This window comes from Pseudomonas sp. NBB (assembly GCF_032701105.1).
GTDB classification, from domain to species: Bacteria; Pseudomonadota; Gammaproteobacteria; order Pseudomonadales; family Pseudomonadaceae; genus Aquipseudomonas; species Aquipseudomonas asiatica.
Genome location: NZ_CP103994.1, coordinates 874,500 through 890,865, shown reverse-complemented (window position 1 = coordinate 890,865; position 16,366 = coordinate 874,500). Strand labels below are relative to the sequence as shown.

Here is a 16,366-nt window from a genome sequence, read left to right as displayed (position 1 = left end):
GGTGTTTTCAGGTCTTGCCGGCTTTTGATCTGGCTTTTGATCCTGATCTTGATCTTCGCGACTTCAGGAGGCCGAACGCAGGCCTTGCGCATGGAGGTGACGGGCATGGATGCCCGTCAAGCGCTGGGCCCCAGGATGAGGCCTGCTGCGCAGTCCTCCCGGGAGCAAGCCCTACGCTCGGCCTCCTGAAGTCGCAATCTGCAGCACCTGATCTACCGCGCTCTTAGGGAAATCCTGAAAAAGACTTCCTGATTTGGCAAAATCCCCGGACACCAATCGCCGAGCTTTTCGATGATGAAACAAATGACCTTCGCCGATGCCGAGTACGCCGGTAAGCGCAAGCAGACCCGCAAGGAGCTGTTCCTGATAGAGATGGATCGGGTCGTACCCTGGGAGGGTTTGATTGCTCTGATCAAACCTCATTACCCAAAGGGCGAAGGGGGCCGTCCAGCCTATCCGCTGATGGCGATGCTGCGGATTCATCTAATGCAGAACTGGTTCGGTTACAGCGATCCGGCGATGGAAGAGGCGCTGTACGAGACGACGATCCTGCGCCAGTTTTCCGGTCTGAGCCTGGAGCGAATCCCGGATGAAACCACCATCCTCAACTTCCGTCGCCTGCTGGAAAAGCATGAGTTGGCCACCGGTATTCTCGGCGTGATCAATGGCTATTTGGGCGACCGTGGCTTGTCACTGCGACAAGGCACCATCGTCGATGCCACTCTGATTCATGCGCCCAGTTCGACCAAGAACAAGGACGGCAAACGCGACCCGGAAATGCATCAGACCAAGAAGGGCAACCAGTATTACTTCGGTGCCAAAGCTCACATTGGTGTCGACGATGAGTCCGGGCTTGTGCACAGCGTGGTGGTCACTGCGGCCAACGTCGCGGACGTAACCCAAGTCGACAAACTGCTGCACGGTGGTGAGAACGTGGTCTGCGCTGATGCGGGCTATACCGGTGTAGAGAAGCGTGAAGAGCATGAGGGGCGCCAAGTCATCTGGCAGATTGCAGCCCGGCGCAGCACTTACAAAAAGCACGGTAACCGCAGCGCGTTATACAAAGCGATACGTAAGATCGAAAGAGCCAAGGCCCAGGTTCGCTCCAAGGTTGAGCATCCATTTCGGGTGATCAAGCGCCAGTTTGGTTATACGAAAGTGCGCTTCCGAGGCTTGGTGAAAAACACTGCTCAGATGGTGACGCTGTTCGCCCTGTCGAACATTTGGATGGCGCGTCGACATTTGCTCTCCAATGCAGGAGAGGTGCGTCCGTGAAGAGTGAAGTGACTGCTGCGAGGTGCTTGCAGCGGCAAAAAAGGCTGAAATAGACGGCAGGTTTGACCGGGATTTGAGCGGCTACCGTTTTTTGAAAGTGTCGATGGCGAAGTAGCCGGAAAACAGGGGCTACTTCAGACCATCCTTAGAAGCAACAGTCACAGCAAAAGCCAGAGCCATCGGCTCGACATCGCCCTAGCCAACTACGCCGACCGGGTCGAGAAGACTCTTTGACATATGTCCATAAGACTTATCCACAGTCTTGTAGTCCATTTCCCAAATACATGCCCAGCTGTTGCCCTACCCTCCTTCCGCACCTAGTCTTGACGCCGCTACATCGATATTCCTCACCGAGACAGCGATACGAGTGGGATAGCATGGCTTTATCAGTCAGTCGGTTTATTTCTATCTACTAATTTTGCTGATGACTAGAAGCTATGTTGGTGAGGATTAGTAAAGATATTGACGGACTGCAATGATGCACATTTACTTGGTGACGCACCCAAAACAAGCATTTTTTAAATTCTTGTTTAACCTATCTTAAAAATGATTTTCTATGCAGGGTATGCTTCATGCATGGCAGGAAGCTATATAATAGGCGCGAGCAATGGAAGAATTTGCAGCATCTCGTAGGCACTCAGTGCTCCTTTGGGGCGTTAACTTGTGTGCCATTTCGGCCTCTACGCTGAGTTATATTTATCTTTCCTACTACATTTATGCTAATACTGCCAGCCTAATACTTTCCCAAGTGGTGCTGTTTGCGCCAATGGTTCTGCCGGTAATTTTTGTCGCTCCTATCTACCGTCTGGCTGACTATCTAGCGCCACGCACCTTGCTGTGGAGTGCCAACTTGCTGTCGCTGGGCTGCGCGGCGGTCACCTACAAGATCCTGCCACATCATGTGGAAGTCGCCGTGTTAGGCGCGGTAGTCATTGGCGCCCTGGATGCGCTGCAACGGGTAGGGCGTATTGTTGCCATCAAGTGTTATTTCCCGAGTGCGCAAATCGCCAGCTCAGTGCCTCTGACACTCACCGCACAATTCATTGCCGGCGGCCTGGCAGGCATCAGTCTGGTACTGTTCAAAGCCAACATGACGCCTGGGTTAGCCCTGCTCATTACTGTCAGTCTTTTTTCCATCGCGGCTTTGGCGGCCTATCTACTACCTGCGCCAACAAAGCCTCCGATCACCGTGCAGGTCGCACCAAGACTATTGACTGCCCTTGGTTCGCTTTTGCAGGAGTATCCCGCGCTACGCCTCAGCCTCTATCAGTTCATCGTCTTCGTCAGCGTTTTTCAGGGTTTCTTCAATGTGTCCAGGGTGCTGTTACCGGCCCATGTGCTGGGCTTGGGAGAGGTGTATATCGGCTTGTTGCAGGCCGTCAATAGTTTGGCAGCTTTGGTGGGCGCAGTACTGTTCTATCGTTTGGGCAAGTGTAATTTGCGACCGCTACCTATGCCGATGGCTGTAGCCAGCGGCCTGTTCATGATGCTCGCAGCGTTCGGCCATGATATTCAGTCCAGTTACATCGCGTATTTTTTCTACATATTCTTTTTCGAACTGACATTTTTCAAGTTGCAAGCCGATCTTGTCAGGAGCACACCTACCAGTGCCATGCCGTTGATGGCATCTGTCCAGTATGCTGGGGTGTACTTAGGCATGATAATTACCATCTTCGTCGGTTCAATTCTGGTCAAGTATGCAGGCCTGTTCAGCACGAGCGTTATCTTCGTTGCTTTCTATTTCGTCGTAACCAACGCCCTTCGAAAGACAGTTGCGATCAAGGGAAAACAACCTGTCTAAATAGTTTCTTCAAGGAGAACAATATGCCCACATTAGCGCGTGTATTTCCGTTCGTCCGTCTTTTGGATTTGGCGAACATATTAACAATGTTCAATATCGGTTTGGCCTTCGGTACTGTTTATTTTGCGTTGCAAAGACGGTTCATTCTGGCGGCAACGGTGATTTGCCTGGCCGCGATGCTCGATTTCCTTGACGGCCACATCGCCCGACGCTACCTGGCGGCGAACAACGCGCAACGGGCCTTCGGCAAGCATCTAGGGATGGTCTGAAGTAGCCCCTGTTTTCCGGCTACTTCGCCATCGACACTTTCAAAAAACGGTAGCCGCTCAAATCCCGGTCAAACCTGCCGTCTATTTCAGCCTTTTTTGCCGCTGCAAGCACCTCGCAGCAGTCACTTCACTCTTCACGGACGCACCTCTCCTGCATTGGAGAGCAAATGTCGACGCGCCATCCAAATGTTCGACAGGGCGAACAGCGTCACCATCTGAGCAGTGTTTTTCACCAAGCCTCGGAAGCGCACTTTCGTATAACCAAACTGGCGCTTGATCACCCGAAATGGATGCTCAACCTTGGAGCGAACCTGGGCCTTGGCTCTTTCGATCTTACGTATCGCTTTGTATAACGCGCTGCGGTTACCGTGCTTTTTGTAAGTGCTGCGCCGGGCTGCAATCTGCCAGATGACTTGGCGCCCCTCATGCTCTTCACGCTTCTCTACACCGGTATAGCCCGCATCAGCGCAGACCACGTTCTCACCACCGTGCAGCAGTTTGTCGACTTGGGTTACGTCCGCGACGTTGGCCGCAGTGACCACCACGCTGTGCACAAGCCCGGACTCATCGTCGACACCAATGTGAGCTTTGGCACCGAAGTGGTGAGTCGGCCACAGGAACTGCCCCCGTAGCCGCTCGCAGAACCGTACGTGACACTCTCGCGTCATACGGCTCCCGTTATCCAACCTGTTGCTCGGTTACTTGCCAGTGATAAAACAGTCGAGGGGCAGCCTTATGCACCGTGTCCAACCATTTAGATATACGCCGCTTGCGCCCGTGAAGTATTTTGTACTTACGACCGGCCCAACGCTTGAGCGCGCTATCGATATGTCGAAAGATACCAAGCATGGCCGTCCGATAGAACGCGCCATAGTACTGCCACCAACCTTGTATCACTGGGTTGTAAAGCCGAGCCACAGCAGCCAGCGTCACATGAGTTTGGCGGCTGACCCGCCACTCGCGCACTGCTCGCCGCATCCGCTTCAACGCTTGCGCACTGACTCCCGGAAGGAAGCTGGTGAAAAGCTTGTTCTGCTGGCCGATTGCCTTCCTAGGTCTAAAAGTGAAACCAAGGAAGGTAAAGCTCACATGCGGATACCCTGCGCGTCGATTGCTGTCCTTGCAGTACACGATTTTCGATTTCTCGGGATGCATCGTGAGGCCACAAACCGCTAGACGTGAAGCGATTGAACGCATCACGTGTTCTGCTTGCCTCTGGCTACGACAATGCACTACCGCATCATCGGCATACCGGGCAAAAGGACAGTTTGGGCTATTTCGTTGCATCCATGCGTCAAAGGCGTAATGCATGAACAGATTCATCAACATGGGACTGATCACGCCGCCTTGCGGGGTGCCACGTTCGCGTTGAATGCGAACGCCATCTGCTGCCTCGAATGGAGCAACCAGCCATCGTTCGATGTACAGCAGTATCCAATCCTCTTTGATATGGGTTCGCACCGCTTTCATCAGCAGTTCATGATCAATGTGATCGAAAGCCGCCTTGATATCAAACTCCACCACCCAGTCGTATCGCCAGCAGCGTTCGCGTGTGATCGCTATGGCCTGTTTGGCTGAACGTCCTGGTCGGTATCCATATGAGTCCGGATGGAAAAGCGCATCCAGCTTTGGCTCGATGAGGAGTTTGACTACAGTTTGTGCGATACGGTCGCTGACCGTCGGCACTCCCAACCTGCGTATACCCCCCGATGCCTTCGGTATCTCAACAGCCTTGACCGGCGGCGGGAAATAAGACCCCGACGACATTCGATTCCATAGCTTGTAAAGATTCTTCGGCAGGTTCCGCTCAAAATCGGCAATGGTCTCATCGTCGATTCCAGCAGCTCCCCGGTTGGTTCTGACCTGCTGATAGGCCTCCCATATCACGCGCTTCGCTATGTTGTAAGGTTTGTTCGAACTCACACCGCTCATCCCCTGAGGTTGGCGGCGTTCGTTGACAGGATAACGCCTCCCCTTCGCTCCAGCTTCATTACAAAGCCTTCATCACTACTACAGGAGGCTCCGCCCCTTATTCCAGCATTGGTATTCTTCCTCATGGTTTTAGCCATTTGTCATTTTCCTTTGCATCTGGAACAAGGTTCTCACGTTCCGTACCCAAGCCTGTATGAAGATCATGCCGCCTTTACACCGGCTGCCACTGGGGCCGTAAGCAGGTAACGCCCCAACTCGTCCTGAAGCCAATACTCAACCTCAGTTTCGACAGCACTTTAGGGAATAACGATGCGTCATCGGACGGTTTGCTCTCGCTCATCTTCTCCATACTCACCTGCCATCATCATGGGATGACTTTTCCTCGGTCGCTCACCACCGCACCTTTTGGATGCAGCAGCACCGGGTGGTTTGAAGCCTGCTCCTGCAAGCCGACTTCGGAAGGCCTACTTCCATCTTCGGTACAGCATCACAGGTCATACGACCTGTGTTCGTGACACACAATACTGGTTGCCCTTCTTGGTCTGATGCATTTCCGGGTCGCGTTTGCCGTCCTTGTTCTTGGTCGAACTGGGCGCATGAATCAGAGTGGCATCGACGATGGTGCCTTGTCGCAGTGACAAGCCACGGTCGCCCAAATAGCCATTGATCACGCCGAGAATACCGGTGGCCAACTCATGCTTTTCCAGCAGGCGACGGAAGTTGAGGATGGTGGTTTCATCCGGGATTCGCTCCAGGCTCAGACCGGAAAACTGGCGCAGGATCGTCGTCTCGTACAGCGCCTCTTCCATCGCCGGATCGCTGTAACCGAACCAGTTCTGCATTAGATGAATCCGCAGCATCGCCATCAGCGGATAGGCTGGACGGCCCCCTTCGCCCTTTGGGTAATGAGGTTTGATCAGAGCAATCAAACCCTCCCAGGGTACGACCCGATCCATCTCTATCAGGAACAGCTCCTTGCGGGTCTGCTTGCGCTTACCGGCGTACTCGGCATCGGCGAAGGTCATTTGTTTCATCATCGAAAAGCTCGGCGATTGGTGTCCGGGGATTTTGCCAAATCAGGAAGTCTTTTTCAGGATTTCCCTAGACAGTTTTGCCGACTTGCTCAATTTCAGCATCACGCCAGCCCTTGTCATCCTAATCCTCGACCAGTCTCTTTCGGCCACGCTGGCCGCAGCAACTCTGGTTTTCACAGCCATTTTGCGGCTATCGCTGTTTGGCATGCCCAGCACATCGGCTGGCGAGGGATATCAGGGGCTACCCACCACATATTCAGGATTTGTCTTTGCGCTGGCGCTGATGGGGCTATCGGCCGGGCATTACGGTGCCGGTGTGATCGTCGGCCTGGTGGCCCTGGTCGGCATCCTCCAGGTCACCAGCTTGAGAATTCCCAAGTATGGCGCACCTTCGACGGTCGCTTGCTTCGCAATGCTGTTCGGGCTCAGCACCATTTACTTTCATCCCTGGTAATCCGAGGTTCCAATGAAACACGTGGTTTTCGTCGACAGCACCGTAAGCGGCCTGCTGGCTTTTGAGGCAGCCAAACGGCTTGGCTGCCATGTCACCTTCATTCATCAGCGCGACGCCTCGTTCCTGACGATCTCGATCAAGGACGACACCTCCCGTCTCGAGCCTTACCTGCGATATGTGGATACTTATTTGCGTATCGATAATCTGGAAGACGGCGAACTCAGCCAGTTGTTGGCCAACCTGCACGCGGAGCGTCCTATTGACGCCCTCATCTCTACCTCTGAAGCAGCCATAGTACCGGTGGCGCGTGAGGCCCAGCGTATCGGCACCCTCTACCCGAGGTACGAAGCTCTGTGCGGGGCGGTATACAAGAGTCGATTGCGCGAAACGCTGCGGGCACACGGACTACGCTCTCCTGATTTTGAAGTACTGAGCGAGGAGCAACTGATCAACGGGGTCGTTCCGAGTTTGTCGCTGCCATTCGTTGTCAAGCCGACCCGAGGATTCGCCAAGCAGTTTTCCGCCATTTGCCATAGCCAGGCCGACGTTGACGCCTTTCTCGCCGAGCTGCGCCAGAGTCGCAAGGGTGCTGATCCTATGATCGACCACTTGGTAAGCCGCGACTATCTGGTCGAGCAATACATCAACGGTACATTGCATTCAGCGGAAGTCATCGTCCAAGACGCCAAGGTCTCCTGCTTTGCGACCACCATCCGTTTCCGCGCCGACCATAGCGAAATATTAGAAATGACCGCGACCATGCCGTCAGGCCTTGACGCAGCACAGCGCGACGAGATCAAAGCATATGTGCAGGCAGTGTTCAGCGCTCTGGGGCTGGATGTTGGCCTTTATCATGTTGAACTGTTGCGCGATGCCAAAGGGCCCTGTCTAGTGGAGATCAACGCACGCATGATGGGTAGCGTAGCGCCGCAGATGTACCGGATGCTGACCGGCATCGACCCGTTCGAACTGCTAGTCCGTCTGCACCTAGGCGAGCCCATTCTAATTGACGACTCAGTGCTTCAGCGCGCAGGTAGCGTCGTAACTGTCGCCTCCCGCAATGGCGGTCATATCGCCAACGACTACACCCCCGACTCCCTACAGCCATTACTGGACAAGTACAACATCCGGTTTTGCACCGCCCACGTTGCGCCTGGCCAGGCGGTAAACGTCTATAGCGGCAACATCGGCACAATTGGCCACGTCATCGTTGAGGACGACTGTCCCTACGCTGCGGCGAAAAAGGGCAATCGCTTCCTGCGCGAGCTGTCCTCACTTTACGGCCTTGAACTCGCGACTTATACCGGCGCCGAGTTGGCTTAAACCTGACACAAACTTACAGCCCCTGCGAAGGACTGATTGGACTGATTAGGGAAGACATATGCACTCGGTAAATCCTTCTTCCGTGTTCGCTTTTTCCGGCAAGGCCGATACCCTGCAGCAACTGGCACCACTTCTGAGCACCGGGCAAGTGTTGCCCCTTCATCGATTCACCGTGGCACAGTGGCGGGAGGACTGGCAGGCAGTGATCTCGCACTGTCAGGCGTTCTTTGGCGATGAGCCGCTGATTGTAAGATCCAGCTGTCTAGCCGAAGACCGCGACGGCCATTCCGGTGCAGGGATGTACGCGTCAATTCTAGATGTGTGTGGCGGCCAGGCACTCGGCGAAGCCATCAAGACGGTGATCGCCTCCTACGGCCTAGCTCGCGAGCGCGATGAGGTGCTGGTGCAGCAGATGGCGAGAGGTGTATTGGCCAGCGGAGTGGCGATGACCCGTGATCCAGAGACGGGTTTGCCATATTACGTAGTTGACTATGTACTAGGTGCCAGCACCGACGGTGTCACTGCCGGCAACGAGACTGTGCACGCTTTCGTCTCCCTTGGCAGCGAGGCGGCAAGCGAGCCTGCGGAATTACTAGGGCTGTTTTCGTTGCTCGAAGAGGTACAAGTTCTAACCGGGCACGATGCCTTGGACATAGAGTTCGCGATCACTGTCGATGGCCCTCTGCTATTCCAAGTGCGTCCCATGACCGCGGATGGGCCCCGTAATGCCAGCGCACTTGCCGACGCCCAACTACGCAAAGTTTTGGAGCACGAGGCCTCTCAGCTCGAAGAGCTGATCTGCAAGCAACGCCATCCGCGTCCTACGTCGACCGCCTTCCTTGGCCTTATGCCGGACTGGAACCCGGCGAAATGATCGGTACCAAGCCGCGGGCGCTAGCCTACTCGCTATATAAGGAGCTGATCACTGACCTTAATTGGGCCTCTGCCAGATTCCGATACGGCTACCGGGATCTGCGGCGCAAACCGCTGATGTACCAGGTGGGTGGCTCTCCTTACATCTGCATTGCCCACAGCATCGAGTCATTCATCCCTGCCTCGGTACCTCAAGATGTTGCCGAGCGCGTAGTCGAACAGTGCGGCGACTACTTGGCCATGCATCCTCATCTGCATGACAAGATCGAGTTCGCGATCATTCCTACTTGCTTCACGCCAGAGCTTACTAGCCCCGGTGCCGCTGCCGCGCTGCCGGCGCTCCGGACTCTTAGTACCGAGCAGCACGAATGCTACTTGAACGAGCTACGCCAGTTGACCGAGCACATTATCTCCCCCAGCGGCCCGTTCTTCTCCGACCTGACACGCCTACCGAGTATTACTGACAAGGTGCAGAGTTTAATGGCGGGGGAACCTCGGCGCGAGTCCTTGCAACGTATGAGGAATGGCCTATCGGCGGCCAACGTGGTCGCTGAAATATTCGCTGGCGCTGCCCGTGCAGCGTTCATAGGTACCGCAATAATTAAATCGCTGGAAACAGCGGGGGTAGTATCTGCCGGTTTCATCGATCATGTGACCGGAGGGGTCAATAGTATCGGTCGCGAGATGGCCAGCGATTTCCAGACGTTGCATAAGGACGATTTCCTAAAGCTGCACGGTCATGTCCGGCCGGGTACCTACGATATACGTGTGGCACGCTACGACGAGACTCCGGAGCGTTATTTTGACTGGCAGCGCCCATTACAGCGGCCCCCAAAATCTATGAACGGGCTAACTGTATCTCGGGCCCAGGTCAACGCCATTCAGCAAGCTTTTGACCAGTGCGGTCTTAACGTTTCCGCCGAGCAGTTTCTACAATTTGCTCAGGCCGCTATTGCGTCGCGCGAGAAGCTCAAATACCTCTATGCAGCGTTTGTTTCGGATGTTCTGCGCTCACTATGCGATTGGGGTGAGGTACATGGTTTTGACCGCGACCAACTCAGCTTTGCGCAAATCACCGAATTTACCAGCGTTTATGCCGACATCGATCGCAAACGTTTGCACCAAGCAATTGCCCACAACCGCAGCCGCTGGTATGAAACGCAGTTAGTCCGTACGCCAAGCATCATCTGTCAGCCGCAAGATCTATTCGGCCATCGAGTGCACTGGTGCAATCCCAACTTCATCACTCGACGTGCCACTCACGCGCGGGTGGCCCAAGTGCTTCCAGGGCAATTGGCACCGGACATAGAGGGTTGCATTGTCTTAATCGAAAACGCTGATCCGGGTTTTGATTGGATTTTTACCCACCGCATTGCTGGTTTCATCACCGCCTACGGAGGCGAGAACTCGCATATGTCGATCCGAGCCCGAGAGTTCGCCATTCCCGCAGCTATCGGCGTGGGCGATACTCGATTCAAAACCCTATTGGCGGCGACAAGCCTGCTGCTCGACTGCGCCGAGCGGCGTATACAGGTGCTGGCATGATTTTGGTTGGGATGACCATGCTCAGGCAGTTCAACGCCGAACGCCAGGAATGGCGGGACGCGCTTGACCAGCGCTGGGTTGAATTCTTAGACCAATGTGGGCTGACCCCGCTGTACCTTCCAAACGATCCGAGAGTCAGCATGGCGCTAGTCCAATCATTGCGCCCTCAGGGCCTCTTGCTTACTGGTGGAGGGAGCTGCCAGGCCCTGAGTGGGACAGCCGACACACGCGACGCCACTGAGAGGGTCTTGCTTGATCTTGCGGAAAATCTACGGCTTCCGGTGCTCGGTGTATGCCGCGGCATGCAGGTAATGTTGACGCGAGCTGGCGGCACTTTGGAACGTTTGGCCGGCCATGTAGGCGAACACATGATCAACATGCAAGAACAACGGCGGCGAGTGAATTCCTATCATGAATACGGCTTTCGGGAGGCGCCCGACGGCTACCGCGTACTAGCCCTGGCCGACGACGGCGTGATCGAGGCTGTGTATGACGACCACCGTCGTCATACCGGGATCATGTGGCACCCCGAGCGAGAACTACCTGCCGATCCATTGGATATTCAACGCGTGCGACATGCCTTTGGAGCTTTTTCATGAAAGCCATTATTCTTGCTGCAGGTCGCGGGAGTCGCTTACAAGCCCTGACCGATGAACGCCCCAAGGCCTTGGTACCCTTTAATGGTGTGCCACTGCTACAGCGCGCGATTGAAACGCTCCGTCGATGCGATGTCAGCGAGGTTGGCATCGTTGCAGGCTATCGAAGCGAAATGCTTGCACCATTCACCGACACTTTGTTTCACAACCACCGCTGGCACAGCTCCGGTATTTTCAGCTCTCTAAATTGCGCCAGCGGTTGGTTGAGCGCAGAGCCTTGCCTTGTTAGCTACGGTGACATCTTCTACGACAGCACCCTAGTATCCGAGCTAATTAACCATCCAGCCGATATTGTCCTGGGCTACGATCCCGCTGCAGTGCGTCTCTGGCAGCAACGCTTCAACGATCCGCTACCAGACCTGGAGAACTTCCGGTTAGTCGATGGATTGGTGAGCGCTATTGGACAGACCGCTACCAGTCTTGAGGTCATTCAGGGCCAGTACATAGGCTTGTTCAAAGTCACGCCAGCGGGTTGGCAGGCGTTGAAAAGGCAATTGCAAGGGCTCACGCCTCAGGCACGCGACCAGACTGACATGACATCGCTATTAGGGGCACTAGTCAGCGAGGGTTTTCCAGTCGCCGGCGTGGCGACGCACGCTCCCTGGGGAGAAATTGACTGCCCCAGCGACGTGGCACTATACGAGCGGATCTATCCTGACCTGTGATCTCGACAAAATTGTCGGCGCAGGTAGGGGCTGGGTCATTGTGTCAGAAGCCCCTTCGAACCTCTCCCCCACCCCGCTGTCCCACTCTGCACCACCCAGCCTGTAAACCACGACCTTCGCAGGTGGGTTTGCCACCGCGCTTGTGTCATCATGCTCCGACCGCCGGTGAGTCCTTTTTAAAGCCTTCTATGAACAAACCATACGCATTGCTGCTTGCCTTCGCCCTGCTCCAGGGCTGCCAGAGCCTGGCCCCGCAAAAGGCCGAGCCTCCCGTCGCCGAGGCCGGCAAGAGCGAGGCGGAAAAACCCGTGGTGTATGGCTCGTTCAAGCAGGATACGCTCTACAGCCTGCTGGTGGCCGAACTGGCCGGCCAGCGCAACCGCTTCGACATCGCCCTGGCCAACTACACCGACCAGGCCGCGAAAACCCAGGACCCCGGGGTTTCCGAGCGCGCCTACCGCATTGCCGAATACCTCGGCGCCGACGAACCGGCACTGGACAACGCCCTGGTCTGGGCCCGCAACGACCCGCAGAACCTCGACGCCCAGCGCGCCGCAGCCATCCAGCTGGCCCGCGCCGGCCGCTATGACGACTCCATGACTTACATGGAAAAGGTCCTGCAGGGCCAAGGCGACACCCATTTCGATTTCCTCGCCCTGTCCGCCGCCGAAACCGACCAGAGCACCCGCGACGGCTTGCTGCAAAGCTTCGAACGCCTGCTGGCGAAGTACCCGGACAACAGCCAGCTGGTGTTCGGCAAGGCCCTGCTGCTGAACCAGGACGGCAAGGCCGAAGAAGCCTTGGAGTTGCTCGAGTCGCACCCGCCGCAAAACGGCGAAGTCGCCCCGGTCCTGCTGCGCGCGCGCCTGCTGCAAGCCCTGGACCGCGGCCCGGAGGCCCTGCCACTGCTGCGCGGGGCGATTCGCGACAACCCGGACGACAAGCGCCTGCGCCTGACCTACGCGCGCACCCTGGTCGAACAGGACCGCATCGCCGATGCCAAGGGCGAGTTCCTCAGCCTGGTCCAGCAATACCCCGAGGACGACGAGCTGCGCTATTCGCTGGCGCTGGTGTGCCTGGAAAACAAGGACTGGGATGAAGCCGAGGGCTACCTGCAGGAGCTGATCGAACGCGACAGCAACGTCGACGCCGCGCACCTGAACCTGGGCCGCATCCGCGAAGAGCGCCACGACCCTGCAGGCGCCCTGCGTGAATACGCCCTGGTCGGCCCGGGCCCCGACTACCTGCCGGCGCAGCTGCGCCAGGCCGACATCCTGATTGCCAACGGCCGTGGTACCGAAGCCTCGCGCCTGCTCGCCGATGCCCGCGAATCCCAGCCGGACTACGCCATACAGCTGTTCCTGATCGAATCGGAAAGCTACAGCAACAACAACAAGGACGCCCAGGCCAGCCAGGTGCTGCAGCAAGCCATCCAGCGCTACCCGGACGACCTCAACCTGCTGTACACCCGTGCCATGCTGGCGGAAAAGCGTGACGACCTGCCGCAGATGGAAAAAGACCTGCGCGCCATCATCGCCCGCGAGCCGGAAAACGCCATGGCCCTGAACGCCCTCGGCTACACCCTGGCCGACCGCACCACCCGCTACAGCGAAGCCAAGGCGCTGATCGACAAGGCCCATCAGCTGACCCCGGATGACCCGGCGGTGCTCGACAGCCTGGGTTGGGTCAATTACCGCCTGGGCAACCTCGACGAGGCTGAAACCTACCTGCGCAAGGCCTTTGCCAGCTTCCCAGACCACGAAGTGGCCGCCCACCTGGGCGAAGTGCTATGGGCCAACGGCAAGCGCCGCGAAGCCCGCCAGGTCTGGGCCAAGGGCTTCGAAGCCCAGGCCGACAGCCCCATCCTGCGCAAGACCATCCTGCGCCTGACCGGATCCGAGACTCTCTAACACCATGTTCCTGCGCCATTGCATTACCTTCACCCTGATCGCCCTGCTGGCCGGCTGTGCCGGCTTCGGTAGTCGCGAGGCCCTGCAGGGCCACGGCGACCCGCAGCAGTGGCGCGCCCATAAAGAGCAACTGAGCAGCCTCGATGGCTGGCAGATCAACGGCAAGGTCGGCATCCGTGCCCCGCGCGACTCCGGCAGCGGCACGCTGTTCTGGCTGCAACGCCAGGACTACTACGACATTCGCCTGGCCGGCCCGCTGGGCCGTGGCGCCGCTCGCCTGACCGGCCGCCCCGGCGGCGTGGTACTGGAAGTGGCCAACCAGGGCCGCTACGAGGCCCTCAGCCCCGAAGCCCTGCTGGAAGAACAACTGGGCTGGCAGTTGCCGGTCTCGCACCTGGTCTGGTGGGTCCGCGGCCTGCCGGCCCCCGACAGCAAGAGCAAGCTGACCCTGGACGGCGACAGCCGCCTGGCCAGCCTCGACCAGGACGGCTGGCAGGTGCAATACCTGAGCTACACGGAACAGAACGGCTACTGGCTGCCCGAGCGTATGAAGCTGCACGGCAAGGACCTCGACGTGACACTGGTGGTCAAGGACTGGCAGCCCCGCCAGCTGGGGCACTGATACATGCAGACCCTAACCCTGCCCGCTCCGGCCAAGCTCAACCTGTGGCTGCACATCATCGGCCGCCGTGCGGACGGCTATCACGAGCTGGAAACCGTGTTCCAGTTTCTCGATCACGGCGACGAACTGAGCTTTGCCGTGCGTGACGACGGCGTGATCCGCCTGCACACCGAGATCGAAGCAGTGCCGCATGACAGCAACCTGATCGTGCGTGCTGCGCGCAAGCTGCAGGAACAATCCGGCACGACGTTGGGCGCCGATATCTGGCTGACCAAGGTGCTGCCCATGGGCGGCGGCATCGGCGGTGGCAGCTCGGATGCCGCCACTACCCTGTTGGCCCTCGCCCACCTGTGGCAACTGGACTGGGACGAAGACCGCCTGGCCGCACTAGGCCTGAGCCTGGGCGCCGACGTACCGGTATTCGTGCGCGGCCACGCGGCATTCGCCCAGGGCGTGGGTGAACAATTGACCCCGGTCGACCCGGAAGAGCCGTGGTATGTCGTGCTTGTGCCGCAAGTGTCTGTCAGCACAGTAGAAATTTTTTCACATCCACAGTTGACACGTGATTCGCTCCCCCTTAAGATGCGCCCCGTTCCCGAGGGAAACAGTCGAAATGACTGCCAACCGGTGGTAGAGCAGAGTTACCCGGAAGTTCGCAATGCGTTGAATTCACTGGGTAAATTCACTGAGGCTCGACTGACCGGTACTGGAAGTTGTGTGTTTGGGGCCTTCCCAAGCAAAGCCGAAGCTGATAAAGTTCTGGCCCTTCTTTCAGCGACCCAAACAGGGTTTGTGGCGAAAGGAAGCAACGTTTCGATGTTGCATCGCAAGCTGCAAAGTCTGGTCAAGAAGTCGAGCGCATAAGCGTTCGCAGCAACAGATACAGGGGCGTCGCCAAGCGGTAAGGCAGCAGGTTTTGATCCTGCCATGCGTTGGTTCGAATCCAGCCGCCCCTGCCATTTTCCTTATACTCATCCAGGTTACCCTCAGCCTTCAGGTACTGCGCGTGTCCAAGATGATGGTCTTTACGGGGAACGCCAACCCCGATCTGGCTCGGCGTGTCGTACGTCAGCTGCATATCCCTCTCGGTGACGTTTCTGTCGGTAAGTTCTCCGACGGCGAGATCAGCACTGAGATCAATGAGAATGTCCGCGGTAAAGACGTCTTCATTATTCAGCCGACCTGTGCCCCGACCAACGATAACCTGATGGAACTGGTAGTGATGGCCGACGCCTTCCGCCGCTCCTCAGCATCCCGAATCACCGCCGTGATTCCTTACTTCGGATACGCCCGCCAGGACCGCCGTCCGCGTTCGGCACGTGTAGCCATCAGCGCCAAAGTCGTCGCTGACATGCTGACTGTCGTAGGTATCGACCGTGTACTCACCGTCGACCTGCACGCTGACCAGATCCAGGGTTTCTTCGATATCCCGGTCGACAACATCTACGGCTCGCCCGTACTGGTCGACGATATCGAGGACCAGCGTTTCGAGAACCTGATGATCGTCTCCCCGGACATCGGTGGTGTCGTGCGCGCACGTGCCGTTGCCAAGTCCCTGGGCGTCGACCTGGGTATCATCGACAAACGCCGCGAGAAGGCTAACCACTCCGAGGTCATGCACATCATCGGCGACGTCGAAGGGCGCACCTGCATCCTGGTAGACGACATGGTCGACACCGCCGGCACCCTGTGCCACGCGGCCAAAGCCCTGAAAGAACACGGCGCTGCCAAGGTTTACGCCTACTGCACGCACCCTGTCCTGTCGGGCCGCGCGATCGAGAACATCGAGAAGTCGGTACTGGACGAGCTGGTGGTGACCAACACCGTTCCGCTGTCCGCCGCTGCTCAAGCCTGTGACCGTATCCGCCAGCTGGATATCGCACCGGTTGTCGCTGAAGCGGTCCGCCGCATCAGCAACGAAGAATCGATCAGCGCGATGTTCCGCTAAGCGGAACACACGCTGACGAAAAGCGCCCCGCCCCAACACTGGTTGTTGGGGCGGGGCTT

The 16,366-nt window shown here is 57.3% G+C and carries 13 protein-coding genes, 1 tRNA gene and 3 pseudogenes; 14 read left to right on the top strand and 3 right to left on the bottom strand.

Going from position 1 to position 16,366, the window contains the following annotated elements:
• Positions 1 to 294 precede the first annotated feature (294 nt).
• From NY023_RS04060 to NY023_RS04050, 3 genes are all read left to right on the top strand, one after another.
• The gene (locus NY023_RS04060) at positions 295 to 1,275 is read left to right on the top strand and encodes an IS5-like element ISPa26 family transposase (protein ID WP_024086516.1); all 981 of its coding nucleotides are present in this window, start codon (positions 295 to 297) and stop codon (positions 1,273 to 1,275) included.
• Between the two features lie 607 nt (positions 1,276 to 1,882).
• Positions 1,883 to 3,076 (top strand): hypothetical protein, encoded by a 1,194-nt coding sequence (locus NY023_RS04055; RefSeq protein WP_024086261.1) that lies wholly within the window; start codon positions 1,883 to 1,885, stop codon positions 3,074 to 3,076.
• Between the two features lie 23 nt (positions 3,077 to 3,099).
• On the top strand, positions 3,100 to 3,345 hold the full coding sequence (locus NY023_RS04050; RefSeq protein WP_193384126.1) for a CDP-alcohol phosphatidyltransferase family protein: 246 nt from the start codon (positions 3,100 to 3,102) through the stop codon (positions 3,343 to 3,345).
• Positions 3,346 to 3,479: 134 nt separating this feature from the next.
• Here NY023_RS04050 and NY023_RS04045 read toward each other — a convergent pair.
• The 3 pseudogenes from NY023_RS04045 to NY023_RS04035 all read right to left on the bottom strand — a co-directional run.
• Positions 3,480 to 3,950 (bottom strand): annotated as a pseudogene (locus NY023_RS04045) (IS5-like element ISPa26 family transposase); the annotation flags it as partial.
• Positions 3,951 to 4,009: 59 nt separating this feature from the next.
• A pseudogene (gene ltrA, locus NY023_RS04040) lies at positions 4,010 to 5,277 on the bottom strand (group II intron reverse transcriptase/maturase).
• A gap of 521 nt (positions 5,278 to 5,798) precedes the next feature.
• Positions 5,799 to 6,311 (bottom strand): annotated as a pseudogene (locus tag NY023_RS04035) (IS5-like element ISPa26 family transposase); the annotation flags it as partial.
• A 34-nt stretch (positions 6,312 to 6,345) separates the two neighbouring features.
• Between NY023_RS04035 and NY023_RS04030 the strand changes: the two are divergent.
• From NY023_RS04030 to NY023_RS03980, 11 genes are all read left to right on the top strand, one after another.
• Positions 6,346 to 6,765, top strand: a complete 420-nt coding sequence (locus tag NY023_RS04030; protein WP_193384125.1) for a hypothetical protein — start codon at positions 6,346 to 6,348, stop codon at positions 6,763 to 6,765.
• 12 nt (positions 6,766 to 6,777) lie between these two features.
• Positions 6,778 to 8,088: an ATP-grasp domain-containing protein gene (locus NY023_RS04025; protein WP_013970902.1), complete on the top strand. Its 1,311-nt coding sequence runs from the start codon at positions 6,778 to 6,780 to the stop codon at positions 8,086 to 8,088.
• A gap of 58 nt (positions 8,089 to 8,146) precedes the next feature.
• Positions 8,147 to 8,962: a PEP/pyruvate-binding domain-containing protein gene (locus NY023_RS04020; RefSeq protein ID WP_193384124.1), complete on the top strand. Its 816-nt coding sequence runs from the start codon at positions 8,147 to 8,149 to the stop codon at positions 8,960 to 8,962.
• Entirely contained in the window at positions 8,959 to 10,506 is a 1,548-nt protein-coding gene (locus NY023_RS04015; RefSeq protein WP_193384123.1) for a PEP-utilizing enzyme, read from the top strand. Before NY023_RS04020 ends, NY023_RS04015 begins: the two co-directional genes overlap by 4 nt.
• The gene (locus tag NY023_RS04010; RefSeq protein WP_024086258.1) at positions 10,503 to 11,105 is read left to right on the top strand and encodes a type 1 glutamine amidotransferase; all 603 of its coding nucleotides are present in this window, start codon (positions 10,503 to 10,505) and stop codon (positions 11,103 to 11,105) included. Before NY023_RS04015 ends, NY023_RS04010 begins: the two co-directional genes overlap by 4 nt.
• The gene (locus NY023_RS04005; protein WP_013970900.1) at positions 11,102 to 11,827 is read left to right on the top strand and encodes a phosphocholine cytidylyltransferase family protein; all 726 of its coding nucleotides are present in this window, start codon (positions 11,102 to 11,104) and stop codon (positions 11,825 to 11,827) included. Before NY023_RS04010 ends, NY023_RS04005 begins: the two co-directional genes overlap by 4 nt.
• Positions 11,828 to 12,015: 188 nt before the next feature.
• Positions 12,016 to 13,737, top strand: coding sequence for a tetratricopeptide repeat protein (locus tag NY023_RS04000; protein WP_013970899.1), 1,722 nt, complete (start codon positions 12,016 to 12,018; stop codon positions 13,735 to 13,737).
• A gap of 4 nt (positions 13,738 to 13,741) precedes the next feature.
• The gene (gene lolB, locus NY023_RS03995) at positions 13,742 to 14,359 is read left to right on the top strand and encodes a lipoprotein insertase outer membrane protein LolB (RefSeq protein WP_013970898.1); all 618 of its coding nucleotides are present in this window, start codon (positions 13,742 to 13,744) and stop codon (positions 14,357 to 14,359) included.
• Positions 14,360 to 14,362: 3 nt separating this feature from the next.
• Complete coding sequence (gene ispE / locus NY023_RS03990) at positions 14,363 to 15,223, top strand: 4-(cytidine 5'-diphospho)-2-C-methyl-D-erythritol kinase (protein WP_013970897.1); 861 nt, start codon at positions 14,363 to 14,365, stop codon at positions 15,221 to 15,223.
• Between the two features lie 20 nt (positions 15,224 to 15,243).
• Positions 15,244 to 15,318 (top strand) — tRNA-Gln (locus tag NY023_RS03985).
• 47 nt (positions 15,319 to 15,365) lie between these two features.
• Positions 15,366 to 16,307, top strand: coding sequence for a ribose-phosphate pyrophosphokinase (locus tag NY023_RS03980; protein ID WP_003247410.1), 942 nt, complete (start codon positions 15,366 to 15,368; stop codon positions 16,305 to 16,307).
• Positions 16,308 to 16,366: the final 59 nt, after the last annotated feature.